Origin of the sequence: Streptomyces sp. NPDC060232 (genome assembly GCF_042726555.1) — a bacterium.
Classification (GTDB): Bacteria; Actinomycetota; Actinomycetes; order Streptomycetales; family Streptomycetaceae; genus Streptomyces.
This window is the reverse complement of sequence record NZ_JBHXAG010000041.1, coordinates 1-25100: the sequence shown is the minus strand read 5'-3', so window position 1 is coordinate 25100 and position 25100 is coordinate 1. Positions and strand designations below refer to the sequence as shown.

Sequence of the window (25100 nt, the reverse complement as noted above, 5' to 3'; positions counted from 1 at the left end):
TCAGAGCGCCTCTCCCTGACGGGCGGCCGCGAGGCGGACCGCGTCGAGGATCTTCTCGTAGCCCGTGCAGCGGCAGAGGTTGCCGGACAGGGCCTCACGGATGTCCTGGTCGGACGGGTCGGAGTTCTGCTCCAGGAGCGCGTCGGCCTGCACGAGCAGACCCGGGGTGCAGAAACCGCACTGGACCGCGCCGGCGTCGATGAACGCCTGCTGGATGGCGGAGAGCGGGGCGCCCTCGCCGGTCTGCGAGTCGGTGCCCTTGGCGGACCACTGCCTGGCCTCGTCCGTGGAGACGCCCTTGCCGCCGCCGCACGCGCCGGTGCCGCAGGCGTGGCCGTGCTCCTCGCGCTGCTTGGCGAAGTCGGCCAGGCCCTCGACGGTCACCACGTCACGGCCCTCGACCTGGCCGGCGGCCACCAGACAGGAACAGACCGGCACGCCGTCGAGGCGCACGGTGCAGGAGCCGCACTCGCCCTGCTCGCACGCGTTCTTCGAGCCGGGCAGGCCCAGGCGCTCACGCAGCACGTAGAGAAGGGACTCGCCCTCCCAGACGTCGTCGGCTTCCTGCGGACGACCGTTGACGGTGAAATTGACGCGCATGATTACGCAGCCCCTTCAAGCGAGCGGCCGTTCGTGCCGCGGTACTGCTCCCAGGTCCAGACGAGCTGGCGGCGAGCGAGGATGCCAACCGCGTGACGGCGGTACTTCGCCGTGCCACGGACGTCGTCGATCGGGTTGCACGCGGCGGAGGCGAGCTCACCGAACTGCTTGGCGATCGACGGGGTGATGACCTTGCCGTTGTCCCAGAAGCCGCCCTCTTCGAGCGCGGCGTTCAGGAACTCCTCGGCGGCCTCGGCCCGGATCGGGGTCGGGGCGGCCGAGGCGATGCCCGTACGCACGGTGCGGGTGTCGGGGTGCAGGGCGAGGCCGAAGCCGCACACCGCGATGACCATCGCGTTGCGGGTGCCGACCTTCGAGTACTGCTGCGGGCCCGTGGCGTTCTTGATGTGGACCGATTTGATCAGCTCGTCGGCGGCCAGCGCGTTGCGCTTGACGCCGGTGTAGAACTCGTCGATCGGGATCATGCGCGAGCCGCGTACGGACTCGACCTCGACCTCGCAGCCGGCGGCCAGCAGGGCGGGGTGGGAGTCACCGGCGGGCGAGGCGCAGCCGAGGTTGCCGCCGACACCGCCGCGGTTGCGGATCTGCGGGGACGCGACCGTGTGCGAGGCGAGCGCGAGACCCGGCAGCGTGGTCCGCAGGTTCTCCATGATCTGGGTGTACGGGACGGAGGCGCCGAGCTTGGTGACCTCCTCGCCTACCTCCCACTCCCGCAGCAGCTCGATGCGGCCCAGGTCAAGGAGGTACTCCGGACGGCGGTGGTCGAAGTTGATCTCGACCATGATGTCGGTGCCACCCGCAATCGGCACAGCTGTGGGGAACTCGGCCTTAGCGGCGAGCGCCTCCTCCCAGCTGGCGGGGCGAAGGAAGTCCATGTGCGGCTCTCTTCTTCTTCATCGTGTCGTTCACTTCAAGCCAGGAGGCCAAAGGGCCCTCGACTGGTCGTTCACGTGCTGTTAACGCGGCGTGGACTCAGTACACAAGCCGCCCGTCCCTCGGGTGCAGTCACCGAAACCATGAAGGAGTTGGCTGACGGCCTCCCTCGTCTTGTAGATTCGTATGAAAGGCAGGATGCGACGACCTGCCCGATTTCCAACGGCAACATTCGAGACAGATCGGCGGCGACATCATGCGGCTGCGCGCACTGCTGGAGACCGAGGCGCTGGGGCTGCGGCTGCTCGGCGGCGAGGACGAACTCGACCGTACGGTCCGCGGGGTCATGACGACCGACCTGCGTGATCCCAGCCGGTACCTGTCCGGGGGCGAGCTCGTCCTCACCGGCCTGGCCTGGAGACGAAATTCAGCCGACTCCGAGCCGTTCGTACGAATCCTCGCGAGCGCCGGCGTCGCCGGGCTCGCCGCGGGCGAGGCGGAGCTGGGCGACATCCCGGACGATCTCGTGTCGGCCTGCGTGCGCAACCGGCTGCCGCTGTTCGCCGTGAACGAGGACGTTGCATTCGCCACGATCACCGAGTACGTCGTGCGGCAGGTCTCGGGCGAGCGCGCCGGGGACCTGGCGGCCGTCGTGGACCGGCACCGCCGTCTGATGACGTCGGGTCCGGCGGGTGGCGGCCCCGACGTGGTGCTGGATCTCCTCACCACCGACCTCGACCTCCGGGCCTGGGTGCTGTCCCCCACCGGCCGGCAGATCGCCGGAGCGGGCGAGCCGCTGGCTCCGGGCATCTGTGCGGCGCTGGCGGGCGAGCACTTGGCAGCGGTCCGGACGGGCCGCAGAGGGCCGCACCGGATCTCCATCCAGGGTATTGCCTACTCGCTCTTCCCGATCAGGGGACACGGGCGCGGCGGGGCCGGCGCGGCCGCCCGCGACGTGCGCGAGACCGTGCTCTCCGACTGGCTGCTGGCCGTCGAGGCCGACGCCGGCGACTGGCCGGCCGAGCGCCTGGACCTGCTCCAGGGCGTCACCCAGCTGATCGCCGTGGAGCGCGACCGGCGCGATGCCGCGCGTACCGTGCGCCGCCGCCTCGCACAGGAGGTCCTGGAGCTGGTCCAGACGGGTGCCGCGCCCGCCGAGATCGCCGCCCGCCTGCGGGTCGCGGCCCCGGTGCTGCTGCCCGGACTGGGCGCCGCCCCGCACTGGCAGGTCGTCGTGGCCCGGGTGGACTGGGAGGGCGGGGACATCCCCGGCGGCCCGGTGGCCCAGTCGCTGCTGGAGGAGATCCTCGTCGACCCGTCGGTCTCGGGTCCGGAGCCGTCCGACCGGATCGCGGTGGCCCATGCGGGTGACGAGGCCATCGCGCTGGTGCCGCTGCCCTCGCTCTCCGGGGACGCCGGGGAGGACAAGGGCCCGGACTCGGCCCTGCACGCCGACGAGCTGCTCGCCGTCGTACGGGAACCCCTGGCGGCCGGACTCGCCGACGACGGCCGGCTCACGCTGGGCGTCAGCGCGGCCGTGCACTCCGCCGAGGGGCTGCGCGGGGCGCTGGAGGAGGCCCGGCACGCCCGCCGGGTCGCGGCGGCCCGTCCGGGCCGGGTCTGCGCGGCGGGCCACCACGAGCTGGCCTCGCACGTGCTGCTGCTGCCGTTCGTCCCGGACGACGTGCGCCGCGCCTTCACGGCCCGGCTGCTCGACCCGCTGCGGGACTACGACCGGCGCCACCGGGCCGAGCTCATCCCGACCCTGGAGGCCTTCCTGGACTGCGACGGCTCCTGGACCCGCTGCGCGACCCGGTTGCACCTGCACGTCAACACGCTGCGCTACCGGGTCGGGCGAATCGAGCAGTTGACGGGGCGTGACCTCTCCCGGCTGGAGGACAAGCTCGACTTCTTCCTGGCACTGCGCATGAGCTGAGGAGATCCTCTCCGCCACCGGCCGCGGGGCGGCCGGGCGGCGCTGATGATCCGTCCGGACTTTGTGAAAGAGTTCACCCGACCCCTTGGCCGGAGCCGTCGATCCGTGCTCTCATTTCGCCCCAGGGCTCAACGATGTGCTGCTTGATTGCTTCGGGGAGGGCAATGTGGCGGATACCGCCATGTCGGGTGCCGGGACCACCGGGGGAGACGACCCCCTCCAGCGGGCGATATGGCGGCTGCGCTCGCGCGGCTGTTGGACCGACGCGGCGGCACTGCTGACGCCTCACGTCGGCAGGGCCGGCCAGGCGGCCGCCGCCGTGCAGCGGACCGCGCTGCTGGTCGAGCGGTGCCTGTTCACCGGCCAGGGATGGGCCGAGGCCGAGGACGCGCTGCGGGTCGCCGAGGCGGTCGCCCAGGACGACGACGACCGGGGCGCGGCGGCGTGCGAACGGGGCCACCTGGCCTACGCCGCGACCGTGCTCGGCGTACGCGACCGGGCCGACGAGGCCCGTTCCGCGCTGGGCCGGGCCGCGGCCCTGCTGTCACCGGGCTCCCGGACCCGTCCGCTGCTGGACTTCCGCCGCGGCCTGGTCGCCGAGCACCTGGCGGACGCCCCGCAGTCGGCGCGGCCGGCGTACCACCGCGCCCACGCGGGGGCCGAGGCCCACGGCGACACCCTGCTGCTGTCCTTCACCTGGCGGCACCTGGCGGCGCTGGCCCTGCGGGACGGCGAGGTCGCCGAGGCCCGCAAGGGCTTCGCGGAGTCGCTGCGGATCCGGGAGGACCTGGGCTTCCTGATCGGCACGGCCCCGGCGCTGGCGGCGCTGGCCGAAGCCGAGCCGGAACCGGAAGCCGCCCGCCTCCGCGCGGAGGCCCGCCGCCTGTTCCACCTCCTGGGCGGCATCCCGACCTGGCTGGCGGACCAACTCCACGCGACCCCGCCCCCCGCCCCGGCCCCCTCGCCTGCGGCGTAGCCCGCCCACCAGCGCCGGCCGCGTAAGCGAGCCCCGACCCCGCCAACGCTTGAGGACGGGCCGGGCAAACCCAGCCCCGCCGGCGCCTTGGGGCCGGGCCCGGCGAACCCAGCCCCGCTGGCGCCTTGGGGCCGGTCCTGCAAACCCAGCCCCGCCGGCGTTTGAGGCGCGGGGTCCGGGGCGGAGCCCCGGGACCTCGGCCCGTCCGGCGCTGGACCGGCTCCGGGCGGAGCCCGCGTCCTGCGACCCCGGAAGGGGTCAGGTCTCGGAGCCGGCGAAGTGTTCGCGGACCAGGGCTTCGACCACCGGCAGGTCCCGCGCGATCAGCGCCTCCAGCAGCGCCGAGTGCTCGGCCGCGTCGGCGACGAGATCGGCCCGCCGAACCCGCGGAGCACCCGGCAGGGGCCACTGGGCCCGGCGGTGGAGTTCCTCCGCCACCTGCACCAGCTGGTCGTTGCCGGCCAGCCGCAGCACCGCCCGGTGGAAGGCCCGGTCCGCCTCCGCGTACCCCGGCAGGTCACCCGCCGCGGCCGCCTCGGCCGTGGCGGCCGCCGCCGGGCGCAGGGCCTGCCAGTCGGCTTCCGGCACGGTTCGGGCCAGCCGCAGCATGACGGGTACCTCCAGCAGCGCCCGGACCTCCGCCAGCTCGGCGAGCTCCCGCGCGCTGCGCGACAGGACGCGGAAGCCCCGGTTCGGCAGGCATTCCACCGCCCCCTCGGCGGCCAGCTGCTGCATCGCCTCGCGCACGGGGGTCGCGGAGACCCCGAAGCGCTCCCCCAGCGCCGGACCCGAGTAGATCTCGCCGGGCACGAGGTCGCCGTCGACCAGGGCCGCGCGCAGTGCGTCGAGGACCTGCCCGCGCACCGAATGGCGCAACACCTTCCGCTTCTGTGCCGGTACCCGGGCGTGGGCCGTTTCGTGCACTCGGTCCTCCTCCTCCGGGTCTCGACCTGCCCCGAGAATAAGTGACGCGCCGCAGGAGGGGTGGATACACACCGATCGCCATCAGGTAAGGTAAGGCTTACCTGTTAACGATCGTGTGATCGGTGGCCCCCCATGACCGTCTCGGCCCTCCCGGCTGTCGCCCCTGCCCCGCCCGGCTCCGCGGTGGCGGACGCGTACGCCCGACTGGCCGACGCCTACCGCGGACTGCGGATCGTCGAGCGGGCCGCGCACGAGCCCTCCCCTCGCGGTGCGGGGTGGGTCGGCGCGGACGAGCTGGCGGCCGGCGGGGCCGCCCTGGACGCCTTCCTCGCCTGGGACGACGCCCAGGTCCTGAGGGACTACGGCACCCAGGCGCGGCCCGACGTGATCGCGAGCTTCGGACTGCACCGGTACGCGTGGCCCGCCTGCCTGCTGATCACGCTCCCGTGGTTCCTCGACCGGCGGGTCCCCCGCCTGCCGGTCTCCGAGGTCGCCTTCCACCGGACCCTCGGCCGGATGGCCGTGCACGTCGAGAGCTTCGCCTGCCTGCCGGACGACCCGGCGGCCGCCCTCCCCGGGGCCCGGGTCGTGCCCGACGAGGAGGCGCTGCGAGAAGAGGTGCGGGCTGCGGTGGCCCAGCACCTCGAACCCGTGCTGGAAGGTTTCGGCCCGCGCATGCGGCGCGGCCGCCGCGCCCTGTGGGGCATGGTCACCGACGAGGTCGTCGAGGGCCTCTGGTACGTCGGCCACCTGCTAGGCGAGGAGCGGCGGACGATGGCCGAGCTGGAGGCGCTGCTGCCCGGCTCGACGGCCCCGTACACCGGGGGCGCCGGCTTCCGCACGCTCTCGGGCCCCGACGGCCGGGAGCTGCCCACCCGGGACCGGGCCAGCTGCTGCTTCTTCTACACGATCCGGCCGGAGGACACCTGTGTCACCTGCCCCCGCACCTGCGACGCGGACCGCATCACCCGCCTGACGGCGGACAGCCTCTAACCCACCCGTAGAGGTGGCCACAATCGAACACAACTCTGCTCGAACGGGCGCCAGTTCGAGATACAACACCCTATCCGGCGGGCCCCGCCCCCCGATGGCGTCCACTTGCCCCGAAACCCGCGTGCACCGTGCACCGCCTGCGCCACTATGGCGCCCGGAAAGCCGCACAGCCGCATACGCGAGGCAAGGGACATCCGCATGAGACTGACCGACATATCGCTGGACTGGCTGCTGCCCGGCAGTCTGCTGATCCTGGGCGTACTTGCGGCGGTTGCGGTACTGGCGCGGGGCAAGCGCGAGAGCGAGAAGGCCGCGGCCGACGACAGCTGGGAGCGCAGCGAGGAGCGGCGGCGGCGCAAGGAGGCCGTCTACGGGACGGCTTCGTACGTCCTGCTCTTCTGCTGTGCCGCGGTGGCCGCCGCGCTCTCCTTCCACGGGCTGGTCGGCTTCGGCCGGCAGAACCTCAGCCTCACCGGGGGCTGGGAGTACCTGGTGCCCTTCGGCCTCGACGGCGCCGCCATGTTCTGCTCGGTGCTCGCCGTCCGCGAGGCCAGCCACGGTGACGCGGCCCTCGGGTCGCGCATGCTGGTCTGGCTGTTCGCGGGGGCGGCCGCCTGGTTCAACTGGGTGCACGCTCCGCGCGGTCTGGGCCACGACGGCGCTCCGCAGTTCTTCGCGGGGATGTCGCTCTCGGCAGCCGTCCTGTTCGACCGCGCCCTCAAGCAGACCCGCCGGGCGGCGCTGCGCGAACAGGGCCTGATCCCGCGGCCGTTGCCGCAGATCCGGATGGTCCGCTGGCTGCGGGCCCCCCGGGAGACCTTCGGCGCGTGGTCCCTCATGCTGCTGGAGGGGGTGCGCACCCTCGACGAGGCCGTGGACGAGGTACGCGAGGACAGGAAGGAGCGGGAGCAGGACCGGCACCGCAGGCGCGACCAGAACCGGCTCGACCGGGCGCGCATCAAGGCACTGGGCCGGCAGAACCGGGCGTTCGGGCGGTCCCGCGGCCGCCAGGTCGAGCTTCCGGAGCTGACGCAGGGAGCGGGCTCCGCGCCGGTCGGCGCGGAGCCGGCCATATCGGATCCGGGACAGCTGCCGCTACGCCTCCGGCCCTCCCTGCAGGCCGTCAGCCGCACCGAATCCACTGACGTGACCGGCACCCGGACGGTGGACCTCACCGCCGAGGACGACACCCAGACCATTCCCCGGCTGGATTCGCTGGAGCGCAAACTGAAGGACCTGGAGCAGCAGTTCGGCTGACCGGTCCGGATGTGGAGGGGACACCCCGCAGGGCCCGCCCGTTCAGGCGGGTCCTGCGGCGTACGGGGGCTCGTGGCGTCCGTCGAGTTCGAACCACACCACCTTGCCGGCGCCCAGGGCGAGGGCGTCCACGCCCCAGTCGTCGGCCAGCGCCTCCACCAGCACCAGTCCCCGGCCGTGCGTACCGTCGTCGGCGGTCGGTACGTACGGCCGGGGCCGGCGTGCGGCGTGGTCGCGGACCTCCACCCGTAACCGTGCGGCGGTGAGGCTCGCGGACACCTCGGCACCCCGGTCGGTGTGGACGAGGGCGTTCGTGACGATTTCCGTGATCAGCAGTTCGGCCACGTCGGTGGCCTCGGTCCGGCACCGGTGGCGCATCAGCTCCCTGAGAGCCCGTCGGACTTCGCCCACCGCCTTCAGGTCGGCGCGGCGCACGCTCCGGCTGATGCGCAGCGTGTCCGCCGCTTCCCCGTCCCCGGCCGTGGAGGGTTCGCGCGGTACCGGCGCCCCTCTCCTCCACAGCTTCCCCGTCTTCGCCCCCACCCGCACGGCGGTGTCCCTCCCGTGTCCGTTGCTCTCGAACAGGCCTACGGGGATGCATGCCCTCCGGGGGGATCCGCACTCCTGCGGGCTTACGGGCGGGGCACGTTGCGGAGGTTGGATCGTGCCATCTGGATCATCCGCCCCACCCCGCCGTCGAGCACGATCTTGCTGGCGGACAGTGCGAATCCGGTCACCATTTCGGCGCTGATCTTCGGTGGAATCGACAGGGCGTCGGGGTCGGTCACCACGTCCACCAGAGCGGGTCCGCGATGCCGGAGAGCGTCCTTCAAAGCACCGGTGAGCTGCTTGGGTTTCTCCACGCGGACCCCGTAGGCACCCGCCGCACGGGCGACCGCGGCGAAGTCCGGGTTCTTGTTCTCCGTCCCGTAGGAGGGCAGGCCGGAAACCAGCATCTCCAACTCCACCATGCCGAGTGACGAGTTGTTGAAGAGCACCACTTTGACGGGCAGGTCGTACTGCACCAGGGTGAGGAAATCTCCCATCAGCATGGAGAAGCCGCCGTCACCCGACATCGACACCACTTGACGGCCGCGGTCGGTGAACTGTGCGCCGATGGCCTGCGGGAGGGCGTTGGCCATCGAGCCGTGACTGAAGGACCCGATGATGCGCCGCTTGCCGTTCGGGGAAAGATAGCGTGCCGCCCACACATTGCACATGCCCGTGTCGACGGTGAACACCGCGTCCTCGTCGGCGAGTTCGTCGAGGACCGAGGCCACGTACTCGGGATGGATGGGCGTGTGCTTCTCGACCTTGCGGGTGTAGGCCTTGACCACCCCTTCCAGGGCGTCCGCGTGCTTCTTCAGCATCCGGTCCAGGAAGCGCCGGTCCGTCTTGGTCCTCACCCGCGCGTTCAGGGCGCGCAGGGTCTCGCGTACGTCTCCCCACACGGCGAGGTCCAGCTGCGAGCGCCGTCCCAGATGCTCGGGGCGGATGTCCACCTGGACGATCTTCACGTCGTCGGGCAGGAAGGCGTTGTACGGGAAGTCCGTGCCGAGCAGGATCAGCAGGTCGCACTCGTGGGTGGCCTCGTAGGCCGCACCGTAGCCGAGCAGCCCGCTCATGCCGACGTCGTAGGGGTTGTCGTACTGGATCCATTCCTTGCCGCGCAGGGCGTGCCCGACGGGGGCCTTGACCCGGCCGGCGAACTCCATCACCTCGGCGTGCGCCCCGGCCGTGCCGCTGCCGCAGAAGAGGGTGACCCGGTCGGCCTCGTCGACGAGGCGGACCAGCTTCTCGATCTCGCCGTCGCCGGGGCGCACCGTCGGCCGGGCGGTGACGAGGGCGTGCTCCACCGTCTTCTCGGGGGCAGGACGGTCGGCGACGTCCCCGGGCAGCGCGACCACGCTGACCCCGCTGCGGCCGATGGCGTGCTGCACGGCGGTCTGGAGCAGCCGGGGCATCTGCTGCGGGTTGGAGATCAGCTCGCTGTAGTGGCTGCACTCGCGGAAGAGCTGGTCGGGGTGGGTCTCCTGGAAGTAGCCCAGGCCGATCTCGCTGGAGGGGATGTGCGAGGCCAGCGCGAGGACCGGTGCCATCGAGCGCTGGGCGTCGTAGAGCCCGTTGATCAGATGCAGGTTGCCGGGGCCGCAGGAGCCGGCGCAGGCGGCGAGACTGCCGGTGATCTGGGCCTCGGCGCCAGCCGCGAAGGCGGCCGTCTCCTCGTGGCGGACTTGGATCCACTCGATGCCGTCGGTCCGGCGGATCGCGTCCACCACGGGATTGAGGCTGTCGCCGACCACCCCGTACATGCGGCGTACGCCGGCGCGCACGAGGATGTCGACGAACTGTTCCGCGACGTTCTGCTTGGCCATGCCTCCCATCCAGCCATGCCCGCGCCGGTTACGCCTCCCAGACTGCGGCGGCCGTGCGGTCGTCGGCGTAGCCCTTGAGGCGGAGCTGGGTGTCCGCGAGGAACGCGGCGAGGCCGGGCGGCTCCGGCTCGCCCCAGCGGGCGGCGAGCTCCGCCTGGAGGGCGGCCTCCTCCCGCATCGGCTCCGCCAGGCCGCCGGAGCACAGGAGCAGGGCGTCTCCGGGCCTGGCCACGGCGGCCCGGAAGCGGAAGGGGCTGCCGGGCTCACCGGGCGTCCCGTCGGGTCCGTCGCCGGGTCCGTCGCCGGGGACGGGGGCGGAGGTCGGCGCGGGGGCGGCCGGGGCGGCGGGACCGGCCGCTTCCAGGTCCTGCCATTGACCAGAACGGAGCCGGAAGAGTCCGCCCGCGCCGGCGCCGAAGCACACCCGGGTGCGGCATTCGGGGTCCACCGGGAGCAGCAGTCCGCGCAGTCCCGCCGTGTACTGCTCCTCCGCGAGCCCCAGCTCGGCGGCGCGGGCCCGCAGGCGTCCGTAGCCGCGGTCGGTGAGCCGCTGCAGGCCCGAGCGCAGGTCGTCGCGGCGGCCGGCCCGGATGTCGTCGGCCAGCCGGCCCTGGCTGCGGCCGACGGCCGCGGCGACCGTGCGGCACAGTTCTGCGGCGGCCTCGGCGGCGCCGGGCGCCGCCCGGTCCCCACCGGCGAGGGCCACCAGGACCAGGGCGTCGTCGCCGCTGCCGAAGCGGGCGGTGAGGAGGAAGTCCCGGCGGGTCTCGCCGCGGTAGCGGGCGGAGTCGCCGCGCAGGGAGGCGGCGCGGAGGGTGTAGCCGCCGTAGCGGGCTCCCTCCAGGACGGTGTCCGGCACCAGGCCGTCGAGGGCGGCCGGGTCCGCGGGCGGGAGCGCTCCCGGTTCGGGGGCGTAGGTGGGTGCGCGGTCGCCGAGGTGCCGCACTTCGGGCCGCTGCCGGGGCGCCGTGGCATCCGTGGCGCCCGTGGAGTCCGGGGTGTCTCGCGAGTGCGGGGTGTTCTGGGCGGCCGACGCGGGTGCGCGTACGGGTGCGGGTGCGGGTGCCGGGTCGGGGCGGGGTGCGGGCTGCGGGACCTCCTCGGTGCGGTCCTGCGGGCGGGGCGCCTGGGCGCGCCGGGCGGGCAGCTCCGGACCGGGCGCCGGCGGCACCTCGACGCCGCCGAGGGCGTAACCGGTGGCGCCGCCGGTGCGGGGATCGCGCGGCTGGGCCCCGTGCCAGGGCGGCGCCGGTGGCGGCGGCGGACCGTACCGCTCACCGGGCGATGGCGCTTCCGCGGCCGGCGGCGGCGCGGGCGGCGGCGGCGCCTGCACGGCCGGAGCCGCGGGCAGGCCGTCGGGGGCCGGGCGCGGCGCGGGCACCGGCCCCGCCGCCGGGGGGCGCGGTGGCTCCCGGCGGACCGCGTCGGGCAGCGGCGGACGTGCGGGCAGCCCGCCGTCCTGCTCCGGCCGCGGGGCCGGCAACGGCCCGCGCCCCGGCCCGAACTCGGCCTGCCGTACCGGCTCTTGCGGCGCGGGGGGCGGCGCCTCGGCCGGGTCTGCCGTCACACCCGCAACCGACCGGAACCGGTTGTCGAGGGTGTCCCCCGGGTCGGGTGCCGGCCCCGCGTCCGGGTCCTCGTAGAGCTTCTGCCACCAGTCGTCCGCGCCCTGCTGACTCATGCCCTCATTCTCGGCCTCCGGTGGGGGCCGAAAACGCCGAATACACGAAAAGGGTCCACCGGGCCGCCGGTTGGTGGACCCCGTGCGTCCTGCTCGTACCGATCAGCGGACGTCGTACGCCCACGCGACCGTGCGGGTGACGGTGGCGCCCTTGAGAGCTGCCCCACAAATGGCTTCTGGCCTGCGGATGTTGGTGCTTCGGTGGTGCAACCTTGGCAGAGGGGCGGGGAGTGCGGCGATGATGTCGGCGGCGGGTTCGCGCCGTGGCCGCTTCCCGCCAGGCGTCGTGTCGAAAGGTGGTGGACGGGTTGCTGGGTGCCATAGGCCTGGACGAGGGCCAGGAGTCCGCGTACCGCGCGCTGGTGGCGCTGGGCGCGGCCGAGGTCCCCGACCTCGCGCACCGGCTGACCCTGCCGGTGCCGCAGACCGAACGGGCCCTGCGCCACCTGGAGCGGCACGGGCTGGCGGCGCAGTCCTCGGCGCGGCCGGGGCGCTGGGTGGCCGCGCCGCCGGGGGTGGCGCTCGGGACCCTGCTGACCCGGCAGCGGCATGAGTTGGAGCAGGCGGAGCTGGCTGCGGCGCTGCTGGCGCAGGAGTACCGGGCGGAGGCGGCCGAACCGGCGGTGCACGACCTCGTGGAGGTGGTGCAGGGCGCGAGCGCGGTGGCGCACCGCTTCCACCAGCTCCAGCTGGGCGCCGAGAAGGAGGTGTGCGCGCTGGTGAGCGGCAGCCCCCAGGTCGTGACGGGTACGGACAACGAGACGCAGGACCGGGCCTCGGTGCGCGGGGTGGACTACCGGGTGGTGATCGAGCGGGAGGTGCTGACCCTGCCGCGCGGGATCCGGGAGGCGTCGACGGCGCTGGCCCGGGGCGAGCAGGTCCGGGTGACGGCCGAGGTCCCGACGAAGCTGGTGATCGCGGACCGGGCCCTCGCCATGGTCCCGCTGACGGCGCGTGGCGCGGAGCCGGCGGCGCTGGTGGTGCACGCGTCCGGGCTGCTGGAGTCCCTGACGGGGCTGTTCGAGGCGGTGTGGCGGGATTCGCTGCCGCTAAGGCTGGGCGCGGCCGGTTCGGCGGAGGAGGCCGGGGGCATCCCCGACGCCACGGACCTGGAGATCCTCTCGCTGCTACTGGCGGGGATGACGGACGCGAGCGTGGCCAAGCACCTGGAGCTCGGCCTGCGGACGGTGCAGCGGCGGGTCAAGGGCCTGATGGAGCTGTCGGGGGTGACGACCCGGCTGCAGCTGGGCTGGCACGCGTACGAACGTGGCTGGGTGGCCCGGTAGCTGCTGGTCGGGCACGCTGGGCGGGTGGACGTGCCGCAGCTGCTCCTGGTGGGTCTGGTGCTGCTGCTCGGGCTGGTCGGGGTACTGGTTCCGGGTGTGCCGGGGACCTGGCTGGTGTGGGCGGGGCTGATGTGGTGGGCGTTGCACGAGCGGTCGGCGCTGGCGTGGTCGCTGCTGGTCGCGGGGACGGCCCTGCTGCTGGTGGTCCAGGTGGTGAAGTGGCAGCTGCCGCCGCGCCGGCCCCACGGGCTCCCGGTCACCCCCCGGACGGCGGTCTTCGCGGGCGCGGGTGCGGTGGTGGGCTTCGTCCTGGTCCCGGTGGTGGGGGCCGTTCCGGGCTTCGTGGGCGGTGTCTACCTCTGCGAGCGGCTCCGCCTGGGCGGGCACGGCGAGGCCTGGGCGTCGACGCGTGCGGTGATGCGGGCGGTGGGCACGAGCGTGCTGGTGGAACTGTTCGCATGCCTGCTGGTGGTGGGGGCATGGGTGGGCGCGGTGTCCACGGCCTGACCCCGGTGCCCCGCTCCGATCGCGGCCCTGGAGCGTCCGGGCGGGCCGGCGCCGACCGCGTCGACGGGGCCCGCCTGCCGGTCAAGATCATCAAGGGTGCAGAATGACCCGTATGCCCATAACGAACGCTCCGAAGACGGCAACGGTCGACGATGCCCGCATGGTCAGCCGCACCCTGGCCGCCGCCTTCGGCGACGACCCGATGATGCGCTGGTTCTTCCCCGACGACGCTTCTCGCGAGGCGGGGCTGAGCCGCTACTTCACCACGCTGTTCACCCGGCAGTACGTCCACCACGGCGTGTGCGAGCGCACCGACGCGGCGGCCTCCTTCTGGGTGGCGCCCGAGGGGCAGGCGAAGGCCGCGCCCGACGCGGAGACCGTGCAGGAGCTTGAGGGCATCCTCGGCGACCGGGCCGGGCTGTTCCGCGAGGCCGTCCAGGAGGCCGTGAAGCACGCCCCGACCGAGCCGCACTGGTACCTGGCGGTGATCGGCGCCGACCCCGCCGCCCGCGGCCGGGGGCACGGGGCGGCTCTGCTGCGCTCGGGTCTGGCCCAGGCCGACGCGGCGGGCCTGCCGGTCTACCTGGAGTCGTCCAAGCCCGACAACCTGCCCTTCTACGAGCACTTCGGCTTCACCGTGCTCGGGGAAGCGCGGCTCCCCGGAGGCGGCCCGGCCCTGTGGGCTATGCGCCGCGCACCGCGGACCCCGGCCGAGGCCTGACACCACCGCCCGGTGCCGGCCGCGGTCGGCCCGGCACCGGGCACGGAGGCCGGGTAGTCGGAAGCGGTCGCCGCGAGCGGGGGGCTACGCTCGAAGTCCCCGAGGCCAGCCGCCGCCACCGCCCGCCGGGAGCCGCCATGGACACGCCCGCACCGAACCCGCCCGCCGAGCCGGCGGACGCCGGCGAGCCCGCCTGCCTGCTGCACCTCGTCTGCGACGCATGCGGATACCTCGACCCCGATCGCGACACCCGCGACTGCCCCCGGTGCGGCGCCCCGTCCCCCGACCGCGCGTAGGTGTTCTGTCCCGGGCCGCCTCCTCCCGCCGGGCCGGGCAGCCCGAAGGCGGCCCGGCCCGGCCCGGCGGGGCGGCCGGGTCAGACCCGGTTGCCGCGCTTGGCGGAGTAATTGGCCCGGCCCTCCGCCGACTTCAGCCGCCAGTCGCGGCGGATCTCCGACCGCAGCCGGGCGTCCGTCTTCGCGACGATCCGCTGGTTCTCCCGCAGGAGCTTGCGGTAGCTCTCCAGGCGCCGCTCCGGCAGAGCCCCCGATTCCAGTGCCGCGAGCACCGCGCACCCCGGCTCCGCCTCGTGGGCGCAGTCGTGGAAGCGGCATTGCGCGGCGTAGTCCTCGATCTCGGCGAACACCTGCCCGACTCCCGCCTCCGCGTCGAACAGCCCGACGCCGCGCAGGCCCGGGGTGTCGATGAGGACCCCGCCGCCCGGCAGGACGAGGAGGTTGCGGGTGGTCGTGGTGTGACGGCCCTTGCCGTCGACGTCACGGATGGCCTGGACCTCCATGACGTCCGTGCCGAGCAGCGCGTTCGCCAGGGTGGACTTGCCTGCGCCGGAGACGCCCAGCAGGACGCTGGTGCCGTCGGCGACGATCGCACCCAGGACGTCGGCGCCCTCCCCGGTGTGGGAGGAGACGGTGAGGACCTGGACGCCCGGGGCGCTCGTCTCCACGTCCTGGACCAGGTGGCCGAGGGTGACCGGGTCCGGGACGAGGTCCGCCTTGGTGAGGACGATCAGCGACTGCGCCCCCGACTCCCAGGGGTCCGCCGACGTACCCAGCAGTGCCTCACCGCTCGAACTGGACATCGCGAGCGCGAGGAACCGTTCGATCCGCCCGAGGTCGAGCTCGACCGCGAGCGACACACAGATGACGATGTGATCGATGTTGGTGGCCAGCACCTGGCCCTCAGAACGCTTGGACGACGTCGACCGGACGAACGCGGTCCGCCGAGGGAGGATCGTGCGCGCGTACCGGGGGTCACTGCCCTCGGGGTCGACGGCGACCCAGTCCCCCGTGCACACGACCTTCATCGGATCGCGGGGAACGACGAACTCGGTGTCGGCCCGGATGACGCCGGCAGGGGTGGCGACGTCGCACTGACCGCGGTCGACCCGGACGACCCGGCCCGGGACCAGGCCCTGGGCGGCGTACGGGGCGAACTCGGCTTCCCAGCCCTCGTCCCAGCCGTAGACGGCGAGCGGGTGCTGGACAGCGGAAGAGGAAAACGGGTGGAGCGGAGCGTTGAACAAGGGGGGACCCTTCGAAGGGTGGCCCCGGCGGCGCGCTCCGAGCGCGCGGATCGAGTGGGTGTCAGCCGGAGACCACAGGGGTGGGAACGATGAACTCCTGAATGCGGGCAGAGCCCGTCACCGTGACAGTCATCAATGTCCTCACCTCCTGCTTCTTCTCAACCAACCAACGCCGTTCCTCGGCACAGACACAGTCGCGCCTCGGAACGAGCAGAACCATAGCCCCACCCCAGTGCACGGCACCACCGATTAAATCCGGAGCCCACCTGCACGACGCCGACAGCCGATTCGGACCTCCGGCGACGGCCCGCGCCCTGCCCGGGCTGTCGCCTTGCTGTCATCTCCCGGGGCATCGGCGGTGAAGTTCTTTGCACCTCAGAGCGTGTTTGAGGCGCAAAGGAGCGCGCCGAGCCCGCCCTCACCATCTCGAAAGGTGAGGACAGGCTCGGCTCCTGCCCTGTCCTGTCGGCTACGAAGGCCAGCGGTCGGGGAGGCTGCTGCCACCGTCGGCCGGGAGCACCCCATGGTCCGGCGTGATCGTGCGCCAGGGCCCTTTCGGGTCTTCCCGTGTCAGGAAGAGGATGACTCGCCGGCCCTCACGCAGCGGATCCCCGTCCGGATAGGGATCTCCGCCGGAACACTTCTGAGGTGCGGAAATGACCTTGAGGTCGGTGTAGCCGACGTCCTCCCCCTTCAGAACAGGCAGCCCCTTGTTGCTGACCGAGTAGGCGTGTGCTTCGGTACCGAAGATCGCCTCGTTTCCCACCCTCTTCGTGATGTCTGCGGTGATGACGTAATCCGCAGCTTTGAGGGCTTCCTGCGGATTGGCGTAGACGGGCCACTCAGGGCACGCATCGCCTTCGGCATCGGAGGCCGAGGAGCAAGCCATCAGGCCACCGAGGAGGATGGGGACCAGAAGGAGTCGTGCCTTCATGGTGGGCGTCCTGTTCTCGTCACCCCCGGACTCATCCAGTGGCGAGCGTTCCCATGTTGTACGTGGAGGTGTACCCGATCCAACTGTAGTGCTTCGCCCCGAACGTTCCGGAGTGCACGCCTCGTGCCACGTTGCCCGTGGAGCTGCTGGCAACCGCGCCGCCGCTGTCACCACCTGCGCTGGAGTAGGAGGCTGCGGACTGCCCGTAGACGACGCAGCTACAAGTGTTGCTGGTATGGCTCGCGTTGGTGGATGAAATCGTCCCGCAGCGCGCGTTCTCCGAGTTGCGGCCGAAGAGGCAGGCAACGGCGCCGACGGAACCCAGCGATGATCCCGTCACGACCCGGGCCTTGTTCGCGGCGTTCTGGTACAACCACGGCTGGCTGTTGCTGGGGATCGAGATGAAGCGCATGTCGGCATGGGTGCCGTTCTTGAGGGCATTGGTGCCGGTCAGGGAGCCGTACGTGGCGCTGCCCGAGGCGACCGTGCCGCTGTTGGTGCCCCACCAGCAGTGTCCGGCAGTCAGTGCCCCGCGCACACCGCTGCGGTTCACCACCCAGCCGATGCTGCACAGCCCGTTCGACTTGCTGATACCGACACCACCGCGGCGAGGCGAGTCGCAGGCATTGCGGGAGGTGCACGCTTCGTCGGCCCCGTCGGCCTCGGTGATGACCGAGGGAACGTTGAGCCGGGCCAGGACGTCGCGTACGCCGTCCTGCACGATTCCCGGCCGGAGGACCACCTTGAGCCCGTTGGTGGTCACGTCCTCCTCGACAGCGAGGACCGGGATCTCGGTGCCGCCCGCTTCGGTGGCCCACTTCCACACCGCTTCCATGGCGTCGGTGAGCTCGGCAGTGGAGTGCTCGACAACCCGGAATTCGACGTCGGAGGCGGAGCTACCCGCCTTGAGGGCTGTTTCCGTGAGCCCTGCCTGCGTAGTTCCCGTCGGCAGGGCGTCGGCGAACTGGACTACCAGGCGCCCGCCGCGGCGATTGTCGAGGAAATGTCCGGCAAACTGCGCCTGCTGGGAAAATTCGCGAACAGTCGGCTCAACCGCGGACACGAGCGCGTCACGACGCTTCATCTCCGCCACTTCAGCAGCAGTTCCGATGAAACCCCACTCGTTGATGAGGGGCTCCATCCGGGTGCCCGCTGAAGACTTCAGGGATTGCCGGTCCCGGAGGATGGCGGTCAGCTTGCTCTCCGAGGACTCGAAACCAAGCTCCCGGCGCAACCGCAGGGACTCCGCGACGTCCGCTTCATCTACCTGAAGCAGCGGATTTTGCAGGGAAGTGGACGCAGGGTTCGCCACTGCGGGAACAGTTGCAGGTATGGCCATTCCGGCTACTGTCAGAATGGCCAACATTATGGATCTGACTCTCATTAAACCCTCCACGAAATGAGCACTCAGTACGAAAAATTCCCCATGGGAGCCACTCCGGGTCACTTCTCAGAAACCTGAGGCGCAGTCAACACCTGCGGAGACGGTAGGACTTGTGTGCCTACATTTCAAGAGCCGCAGAAATCGGACTATCTTATTCCGTGAGGCGGGGCGGGTGCCGTGCGCAGGGCAGACGAGCGACAGCACACCCGTTCGATCCCCTTGATCCTGTGGCCGAAATCCATCCCCAAACTGTCTCAATCGGCGCTGCTGTGACCGCGCGAGCCCACGGGAAGTAGGAACGGATACTTATCCAAGTTCTGCCGTCGACGGCGCCGATTCGGAACTCACGAAACCGAGACAGCGTCACCCCCTATGTGATGAACACCCAAGACAGCGGTCCCACACCGACCTCTCCCCCCTGAACCGTTCCGGATTCGATCTTGTTGTGCGCCTGTTTCCACTGCGCCAACCGCCAGATGCCGTGATCACACCAGCCATAGCAAGATCATTGCATTGTCATCAATTACCCCAGCGCCCTGCGCCCTGCTCAGCCTCGACGAGGGCGCCCGCTCAACGCCACAATGGCTGGACCGTCCCGGCCATGATGGCCGGGTGACAACTGCCGAAGAGTTCTTTGGGAGCGACAGCCTCGGCTTGGCGGTCTTCGAGCGAATGAGCTCCCTGCTGGAAGAACCAATCGAAGTCCGGGTGTCGAGAAGCCAGGTCGCGTTCCGGCGCAGACACGGTTTTGCCTACCTCTGGTTGCCCGGCCGATACCTTCACGCCCCGACCGCCGAGGTGGTGCTGTCGATCGCCCTCGGCAGACACGACCCCTCACCACGCTTCAAGGAAGTCTCCCACCCCACCCCCAGACACTGGATGCATCATTTGGAAGTGCATTCACTCGACGACATCGACGAACAGGTGACCGCATGGCTCATCGAGGCCGCGGCGCGGGCGACTTGAGCGGTACACACGGCCGGGAGCGTTCGGTGTCGCCGTGCGCCCGCCGCCCTAGCTTCCCTGGCGGACCCGACCTCGCCCGGTGACGAGCACAGCGCTCACTGGTATGCCAGCTGAACCGGAACACGCCTCCGGTGGATCTTCATGGGACAGCCCTTAGGTGTTCTGTCCCGGGAGGTCTTGGCCGTGAGCTGGGGTTTCGTGGTTTCGCGGTGGTGATTGTTCTCGCATTCGACGGATGGGTCGTGGCCTGTCTCACCGTGCGCCTTTTCAGGAGGGCCACCGATCGGGGGACGCCGGTGAGGTGGGGACCGGGGCTGCAACGCACGAGGCTTCCGCGCCGTTGAGGGAGGTGTTCGAAGTCTCAACCCACCGGGACTGGAGCCTCGTCGGTACCCCATCCTGCTGCACTCGACCTCCTGCACGCCGTGGTCGAGTGGGTCACCGTGCTCATCGTCACCCGTGAGGGCGACCGGCGGCGCAAGCTTCCGCCGCACCGGCGTGCGCTCGCCGCTCCGTGTACTTGCACCACCGCGACACTCTCGCCCTCGTCGCAGCCGGTTTCGGGATATCCGTCGGCACCGCCCACACCTACGTCACGGCCGTGACCGGCCTTCTTGCCGATCGCGTACCGGAGCCCGCTCAAGACGCTGCGTGAATATCGGCTACAGCGCCCCGGCCCGCATAGCGCCGGTCGAAAGACCAGCGGCCGCACGTACCGCCCGGGCTCCCCCGGCCGGCGTGATCGGCAGCTGCAGGCTCGGCCCGTGGTCCAGCACCAGGGCTTCCGACGGGCACGCCGTCCAGATCCGCGACGTAGAGGGTGCTCTCGCCCGTGGCCATGGCCCTCGTCGAGGACGTCGGCGAGGAGCCGGCCGGCGCCCCGGGCGGACGGCTCGTCCTGCGGGCCGGGGACCGAGCCGCCCCGGCGACCCGGCGGTCAGTGCTTGCGCAGGCGCGAGTGGTAGTCCTCCGGCGGCAGGAACTTCGACCAGCGTTCCGGGAACTCCGACGGCATGCCCTCGTCCTCGTCGTCCTCCGACTCGCCCTCCGCCATCGCCCGCCAGGCGGCGGCCCGTGCGACCAGCTGCGCGGCCTCCGCCTCCCGGATCCGCTCGTTCGCCTCGCGCGCCGCCGCCGTGGCCACCGACGGCCAGACGCGGTCGATGGCGGCGTTGACGGCCGCGCCGACGAGCACCGCGAACGCCGAGATGCCGATCCAGAGCAGGACGGCGACGGGCGCGGCCAGGGAGCCGTAGATGGTCGGGCCCTCCACGGTGTTCGTGAGGTAGATCCTCAGCAGGAACGAGCCCAGCACCCACATCGCCAGTGCCACCAGCGCGCCCGGCACGTCCTCGATCCACGGCGAGCGCACCGGTACGGACACGTGGTAGAGCGTCGTCAGGAAGGCGATGGACAGCAGGGTCACGGTCGGCCAGTACAGGACGGCGATCACCTCGGTGCCCCACGGCACGAGCCGGACGACGGCGTCGGGGCCGACCACCATCAGCGGCAGCACGATCGCGCCGATCAGCAGGGCGATGACGTAGAGCAGGAAGGCCAGGAGCCGCGTCTTGACGATGCCGCGGTGGCCGTCGAGGCCGTACATCACGGTGATGGTGTCGATGAAGACGTTGACGGCGCGGGATCCCGACCACAGCGCGAAGGCGAAACCGAGCGAGATCAGGTCCGGCCGGCCGCTGCGGGTGACGTCGTCCAGGAGGGGTCTGGCGATGTCGTTGACGCCGCGGTCGGACAGGACCGTGCCGACCGCGCGCAGGATGTTCTCCTCGATGCTCTCGACGGTACGGGTGTCCGTCCACCCGTCGACGTAGCCGAGCAGGCCCAGCAGGCCCAGGAACAGCGGGGGCAGCGAGAGCAGGGTGAAGAACGCCGCCTCGGCCGCGAGCCCGAGGATGCGGTACTCGATGCACGAGTTGACGGTGTCCTTCAGCAGCAGCCAGCCCATCTTCCGCTTCGAGACGTTGCGGTAGAGGGCGCGGGCCCGGTGGAGCCGTCCTGGGATCCGCTCGGGTGTTTCTTTTGCTGGCTGCACGTCCTTACGGTATCCGCATGGCAGCCACCACCCACACAGTCAGCAACCAGGCCCCGCCCCTGGTGGGCCACGACGTCTACGGGGGCGATCGGGCCCTCACCGAGGGCGTCGAGCGCCACCTGGCGGACGCGGATCCCGAACTCCTCGGCGAGGTACGGGAGGAGCTCACGGACCTCGGGCGCGCGGCCGGTTCCGCGCAGGCCCAGGAATGGGGCGCGCAGGCGAACGAGAACCCTCCGAAACTGCGCACGCACGACCGGTACGGGAACCGGATCGACGAGGTGGAGTTCCACCCTGCGTGGCACCGGCTGCTCGGGCACGCGGTGTCCTCCGGGCTGACCGACGCCTGGGGACGGCCGGCCGGGCACCTGCGCCGCGCCGCCGGCTTCTTCCTGTGGTCGCAGGCCGAGGCGGGCCACGGGTGCCCGATCTCGATGACGCACGCGGCCGTGCCGGCCCTGCGGGCCGATCCGTCGATCGCCGCCGAGTGGGAGCCGCGGCTGACCTCGCACGTGTACGAGGAGGGGCTGCGGCCGGCGGCACGGAAGGCCGGCGTGCTCTTCGGCATGGGGATGACGGAGAAACAGGGCGGCAGCGACGTACGGGCCAACACGACGGCCGCCGTGCCGCTGGACGCGTCCGGCGAGTACCTGCTGACCGGGCACAAGTGGTTCTGTTCGGCGCCGATGTGTGACGGCTTCCTGGTGCTGGCGCAGGCACCGGGAGGACTGACCTGCTTCCTGGTGCCGCGGGTGCTGGAGGACGGCACGCGCAACGTCTTCGCGATCCAGCGGCTGAAGGACAAGCTGGGCAACAGGTCGAACGCGTCGAGCGAGGTCGAGTTCGACGGGACGTGGGCGCGGCGGGTCGGCGAGGAGGGCCGCGGGGTGCGGACCATCATCGAGATGGTCGCGGCGACCCGGCTGGACTGCGTCATCGGCTCGGCCGCGCTGATGCGGCAGTCGCTGACGCAGGCCGTGCACCACGCGGAGCACCGCTCTGCTTTCGGAGCACCGCTCATCGACCAGCCGCTGATGCGCAACGTGCTCGCGGACCTGGCCCTGGAGTCGGAGGCCGCCACCACCCTGACGCTGCGCCTGGCCGCGGCCTACGACGCAGGGACCGAGCAGGAGAAGGCCTTTCTGCGCCTGGCCGTGCCCGCCGCGAAGTACTGGGTGACCAAGCGCTGTACGCCGATGGTGGCCGAAGCCCTGGAGTGTCTGGGCGGCAACGGCTACGTCGAGGAGTCCGGGCTGCCGAGACTGCTGCGCGAATCCCCGCTCAACTCCATCTGGGAGGGCTCGGGCAACGTCCAGGCCCTGGACGCACTGCGCGCCCTCCAGCGGGAGCCGCAGGCGCTGAACGCCTTCCTCCAGGAGGTGGGCCTGGCCCGGGGCGCCGACCACCGGCTGGATTCGGCCATCAAGGACCTGCTGACGGATCTCGCCGATCTGGAGGGCATCGAGGCACGGGCCCGCCGGGTCGTGGAGCGCATGGCCCTGGTGCTGCAGGGATCGCTGCTGGTCCGGTGGGCTCCGCCCGAGGTCGCGGACGCCTTCTGCGCCTCGCGGCTGGGCGGTGACTGGGGTACGGCCTTCGGCACGCTGCCGCACAGCCTGGATCTGCGCACGGTCGTGGAACGGGCGCGGATCGCGGGCTAGGGAGGAGCCCCCGTCGGGCTCCCCTGCGGTCCCCAAACCGCTCCGAGCCGGGATCCGGGCCCGTCGACCGGCGCAGAGGTGGCGCCGCGCCGACTCGGCACCACCTCTGATCCGAAGCCCCGAGGAGGAGCTGTCACGCCGCTCGGGCGACGTCCGGACATTTTCGGTCGGGCGGCCGGGACTTGGCGAGAGTTGCATACCGTTGCAACCTTTGAGTCGGCAGCCGCCCGTCGGGGGCGCCGGGGGAAGCGGTCCGAGGCAGCCGTGGACCGGCACCTGGGGAACCGCCGGGCGGCCGGCGTCGTACGTCCTGTTCGCACGGGGAGGTTCCGGTGGCCGACACCACAGGCATCACGGTCGATGTGGCACGCATCTCGGCCATGCACCCTCGGGAGGCCACGCGCCTTCTCAAGGGGGTGCGCGCGGCCGCGCTGGCGGGCGACCGCCCGCCGGCCGCGCCCCGGCCGGAGATCGCGGAGTCCTGGCGCAGGATGCTGGCCGGCGGGGTGCACCCGGACCGGGACGCGCGCTCGCGGATGCTGTCGGCCGCCGAGACGGAGGAGCGGCGGCACGTCTCGCCGCTGCGGGGGGTGCTGCCGGTGCTGCGGGAGGGCCTGCTGCCCGCGCTCGACGGCGCGCTCCACATCATGGTCGTCGCGGACGCCGACGGGCGGCTGCTGTGGCGGGAGGGCCACACGTCCATCCTGCGCAAGGCGGACCGGCTGGGTTTCGGGGTCGGGGCGGACTGGGACGAGGCCGTCGTCGGCACGAACGGCGTGGGGACCGCCCTGGTGGCCCGGCGGCCCGTCCAGGTGTTCTCGGCGGAGCACTTCGTCTCCAGCCACCACGACTGGACCTGCGCGGGGGCGCCCGTACGGGACCCGCGGGACGGGCGGCTGCTGGGCGTGGTCGACGTCAGCGGGCCGCTGGCCACCATGCATCCGGCGACGCTGGCCTGGGTGAGCTCGGTGGCCCGGCTCGCGGAACGGGAGCTGCGGATCCGGCACCTGGAGTCGCTGGAGCGGCTGCGGTCGGTGGCGGCCCCGCTGCTGGCCGGGCTGCCGGGGCGGGCGCTGGCCGTGGACCCGCACGGCTGGACGGCCGCGGTGACGGGGCTGGCCCCCGTGGACCGGATCCCGCTGCCGAAGGACTTCGCACCGGGCCGGGTGTGGGTGCCGCAGCTCGGCGACTGCGTGGCGGAGCCGCTGCCCGGCGGCTGGCTGCTGCGGGTCGCGCAGGACGGTACGGGCACGGCGGCCACCCGCGTCGTACTGGACCTCAGCCGGGCGGGTTCCTGGTCGGCGACGGTGTACGGCTCGTCCGGGAGCTGGTCGCAGGAGCTGAGCCCGCGCCACGCGGAGCTGCTGTTCCTGCTGGCGGAGAGCCCGCGGGGGCGCTCGGCGGCGGAGCTGTCGGCGGAGGTGTTCGGCGACCCGGGCCGTACGGTGACGGTGCGGGCGGAGCTATCGCGGGTACGCCGCCACCTCGCGGGCGTCCTGGCCCACCGGCCGTACCGCTTCGCGGAGGACGTGCAGGTGGAGCTGATCCGCCCCGAGGACCCGGCCGCGCTGCTCCCGCACTCCACGGCTCCCGCGGTGGTCCGGGCCCGCCTGGGCCGGACGGGGGCCGGCATGATTCCCTGAGCTGCATGAGCACCATCACACTCACCACCTGGTCGCTGGAGATGACCTCTCCGGCGGACCTCGTCCCGGCGGCTCCGGCGGGCCCGGAGATATCCATCGTGCGGTCGGAGGTTCCCTCCCCCGAGTTCAGCCGCTTCCTGTACGCCTCGGTGGGCGGGGACATCCACTGGACGGACCGGCTGTCCCTGACCCGCGCGCAGTGGGTGGAGCAGCTCGACCGGCCGGGGGTGGAGACGTGGGTGGCGTACGACCGCGGCACGCCGGCGGGGTACGTGGAGCTCGACCCGCAGGACGACGGCGTGGTGGAGATCATGTACTTCGGCCTGCTGCCCGACTTCCGCGGCCGCCGCATCGGGGGCCACCTGCTGTCCGTCGGCGTCGAACGGGCGTGGGACCTCGCGTCGCGCTGGCCGGACCGCGAGCCCACCCGCCGGGTGTGGGTCCACACCTGCAGCCAGGACGGCCCGACGGCGATGGCGAACTACCAGCGGCGCGGCTTCAAGGTCTTCAAGACGGAGACGGAAGAGAAGGAGGAGACCCCGACGCCGGGGCCCTGGCCCGGAGCGTGACGCCTCCGGCGCGGCCTGCCGAGTTGTTGGGGCGCTGCCCCTGTTCCCCGGGTGCGGGCCGTTTCCGGGTGCCGGCCGGGGGTCAGGGGGCCTTTGGGGCGCTGCCCCTGTTCCGCGGGTGCGGGCCGGTGGTCGCGCCTCAAGCGCCGGCGGGGCTGGGGGGTGGTGTCCCTGGTCGGGGTCGGGAGTGGGGGGTG

Annotated in this window: 22 protein-coding genes and 1 pseudogene; 13 read left to right on the top strand and 10 right to left on the bottom strand. The window is 72.1% G+C overall.

What is annotated here, in order from left to right; translation table 11 throughout:
* Nucleotides 1-600 (bottom strand): (2Fe-2S)-binding protein, encoded by a 600-nt coding sequence (locus ACFWFZ_RS33475; protein WP_387127632.1) that lies wholly within the window; start codon nt 598-600, stop codon nt 1-3.
* A 2-nt stretch (nt 601-602) separates the two neighbouring features.
* Entirely contained in the window at nt 603-1496 is an 894-nt protein-coding gene (locus tag ACFWFZ_RS33470) for an FAD binding domain-containing protein (protein WP_387127630.1), read from the bottom strand.
* Between the two features lie 254 nt (nt 1497-1750).
* Here ACFWFZ_RS33470 and ACFWFZ_RS33465 point away from each other — a divergent pair, with 254 nt between their 5' ends.
* Together ACFWFZ_RS33465 and ACFWFZ_RS33460 are read left to right on the top strand one after the other, a co-directional pair.
* Nucleotides 1751-3430, top strand: a complete 1680-nt coding sequence (locus ACFWFZ_RS33465; protein ID WP_387127628.1) for a PucR family transcriptional regulator — start codon at nt 1751-1753, stop codon at nt 3428-3430.
* 166 nt (nt 3431-3596) lie between these two features.
* Nucleotides 3597-4406 carry a hypothetical protein gene (locus ACFWFZ_RS33460; protein WP_387127626.1) on the top strand — a complete coding sequence of 270 codons (810 nt, stop codon included), beginning with the start codon at nt 3597-3599 and terminating at the stop codon, nt 4404-4406.
* Between the two features lie 258 nt (nt 4407-4664).
* On the opposite strand, the gene ACFWFZ_RS33455 is transcribed toward ACFWFZ_RS33460, so the two are convergent.
* A complete protein-coding gene (locus ACFWFZ_RS33455) occupies nt 4665-5330 on the bottom strand; it encodes a GntR family transcriptional regulator (protein WP_387127624.1) in 666 nt (221 codons plus the stop codon).
* 132 nt (nt 5331-5462) lie between these two features.
* Between ACFWFZ_RS33455 and ACFWFZ_RS33450 the strand changes: the two genes are divergently transcribed.
* Together ACFWFZ_RS33450 and ACFWFZ_RS33445 are read left to right on the top strand one after the other, a co-directional pair.
* Entirely contained in the window at nt 5463-6323 is an 861-nt protein-coding gene (locus ACFWFZ_RS33450) for a (2Fe-2S)-binding protein (RefSeq protein ID WP_387127623.1), read from the top strand.
* 198 nt (nt 6324-6521) lie between these two features.
* On the top strand, nt 6522-7580 hold the full coding sequence (locus ACFWFZ_RS33445; protein ID WP_387127622.1) for a DUF2637 domain-containing protein: 1059 nt from the start codon (nt 6522-6524) through the stop codon (nt 7578-7580).
* 42 nt (nt 7581-7622) lie between these two features.
* On the opposite strand, the gene ACFWFZ_RS33440 is transcribed toward ACFWFZ_RS33445, so the two are convergent.
* The 3 genes from ACFWFZ_RS33440 to ACFWFZ_RS33430 form a co-directional block, all read right to left on the bottom strand.
* Entirely contained in the window at nt 7623-8129 is a 507-nt protein-coding gene (locus ACFWFZ_RS33440) for an ATP-binding protein (RefSeq protein WP_387127620.1), read from the bottom strand.
* 83 nt (nt 8130-8212) lie between these two features.
* Nucleotides 8213-9955, bottom strand: coding sequence for a pyruvate dehydrogenase (locus tag ACFWFZ_RS33435; protein WP_387127619.1), 1743 nt, complete (start codon nt 9953-9955; stop codon nt 8213-8215).
* 28 nt (nt 9956-9983) lie between these two features.
* Nucleotides 9984-11636 (bottom strand): protein phosphatase 2C domain-containing protein, encoded by a 1653-nt coding sequence (locus ACFWFZ_RS33430; protein ID WP_387127618.1) that lies wholly within the window; start codon nt 11634-11636, stop codon nt 9984-9986.
* Between the two features lie 308 nt (nt 11637-11944).
* Between ACFWFZ_RS33430 and ACFWFZ_RS33425 the strand changes: the two genes are divergently transcribed.
* From ACFWFZ_RS33425 to ACFWFZ_RS33410, 4 genes are all read left to right on the top strand, one after another.
* Entirely contained in the window at nt 11945-12922 is a 978-nt protein-coding gene (locus tag ACFWFZ_RS33425) for a helix-turn-helix domain-containing protein (RefSeq protein WP_387127617.1), read from the top strand.
* A 24-nt stretch (nt 12923-12946) separates the two neighbouring features.
* A complete protein-coding gene (locus ACFWFZ_RS33420) occupies nt 12947-13429 on the top strand; it encodes a DUF456 domain-containing protein (RefSeq protein WP_387127615.1) in 483 nt (160 codons plus the stop codon).
* A 103-nt stretch (nt 13430-13532) separates the two neighbouring features.
* Nucleotides 13533-14150, top strand: a complete 618-nt coding sequence (locus ACFWFZ_RS33415; RefSeq protein WP_387127613.1) for a GNAT family N-acetyltransferase — start codon at nt 13533-13535, stop codon at nt 14148-14150.
* Between the two features lie 137 nt (nt 14151-14287).
* Entirely contained in the window at nt 14288-14446 is a 159-nt protein-coding gene (locus ACFWFZ_RS33410; protein ID WP_387127610.1) for a hypothetical protein, read from the top strand.
* An 80-nt stretch (nt 14447-14526) separates the two neighbouring features.
* Here ACFWFZ_RS33410 and rsgA read toward each other — a convergent pair whose 3' ends face one another.
* From rsgA to ACFWFZ_RS33395, 3 genes are all read right to left on the bottom strand, one after another.
* Nucleotides 14527-15693, bottom strand: coding sequence for a ribosome small subunit-dependent GTPase A (gene rsgA / locus ACFWFZ_RS33405; RefSeq protein WP_387127608.1), 1167 nt, complete (start codon nt 15691-15693; stop codon nt 14527-14529).
* 469 nt (nt 15694-16162) lie between these two features.
* Nucleotides 16163-16627, bottom strand: coding sequence for a hypothetical protein (locus tag ACFWFZ_RS33400; RefSeq protein ID WP_387127606.1), 465 nt, complete (start codon nt 16625-16627; stop codon nt 16163-16165).
* Between the two features lie 31 nt (nt 16628-16658).
* Complete coding sequence (locus tag ACFWFZ_RS33395; RefSeq protein ID WP_387127604.1) at nt 16659-17966, bottom strand: S1 family peptidase; 1308 nt, start codon at nt 17964-17966, stop codon at nt 16659-16661.
* A 657-nt stretch (nt 17967-18623) separates the two neighbouring features.
* Here ACFWFZ_RS33395 and ACFWFZ_RS33390 point away from each other — a divergent pair.
* Together ACFWFZ_RS33390 and ACFWFZ_RS33385 are read left to right on the top strand one after the other, a co-directional pair.
* A complete protein-coding gene (locus tag ACFWFZ_RS33390; protein ID WP_387127601.1) occupies nt 18624-18977 on the top strand; it encodes a DUF5655 domain-containing protein in 354 nt (117 codons plus the stop codon).
* Nucleotides 18978-19393: 416 nt separating this feature from the next.
* Nucleotides 19394-19608, top strand: a pseudogene (locus ACFWFZ_RS33385) (transposase family protein); the annotation flags it as partial.
* Nucleotides 19609-19914: 306 nt separating this feature from the next.
* Here ACFWFZ_RS33385 and ACFWFZ_RS33380 read toward each other — a convergent pair.
* Nucleotides 19915-21030 carry a YihY/virulence factor BrkB family protein gene (locus ACFWFZ_RS33380; protein ID WP_030826393.1) on the bottom strand — a complete coding sequence of 372 codons (1116 nt, stop codon included), beginning with the start codon at nt 21028-21030 and terminating at the stop codon, nt 19915-19917.
* Between the two features lie 17 nt (nt 21031-21047).
* Between ACFWFZ_RS33380 and ACFWFZ_RS33375 the strand changes: the two genes are divergently transcribed.
* The 3 genes from ACFWFZ_RS33375 (at nt 21048) to ACFWFZ_RS33365 (ending at nt 24903) form a co-directional block, all read left to right on the top strand.
* Nucleotides 21048-22691 (top strand): acyl-CoA dehydrogenase family protein, encoded by a 1644-nt coding sequence (locus tag ACFWFZ_RS33375; RefSeq protein WP_387127598.1) that lies wholly within the window; start codon nt 21048-21050, stop codon nt 22689-22691.
* A gap of 380 nt (nt 22692-23071) precedes the next feature.
* Nucleotides 23072-24334, top strand: a complete 1263-nt coding sequence (locus tag ACFWFZ_RS33370; protein WP_387127644.1) for a GAF domain-containing protein — start codon at nt 23072-23074, stop codon at nt 24332-24334.
* Nucleotides 24335-24339: 5 nt separating this feature from the next.
* Entirely contained in the window at nt 24340-24903 is a 564-nt protein-coding gene (locus ACFWFZ_RS33365; protein ID WP_387127596.1) for a GNAT family N-acetyltransferase, read from the top strand.
* Nucleotides 24904-25100: the final 197 nt, after the last annotated feature.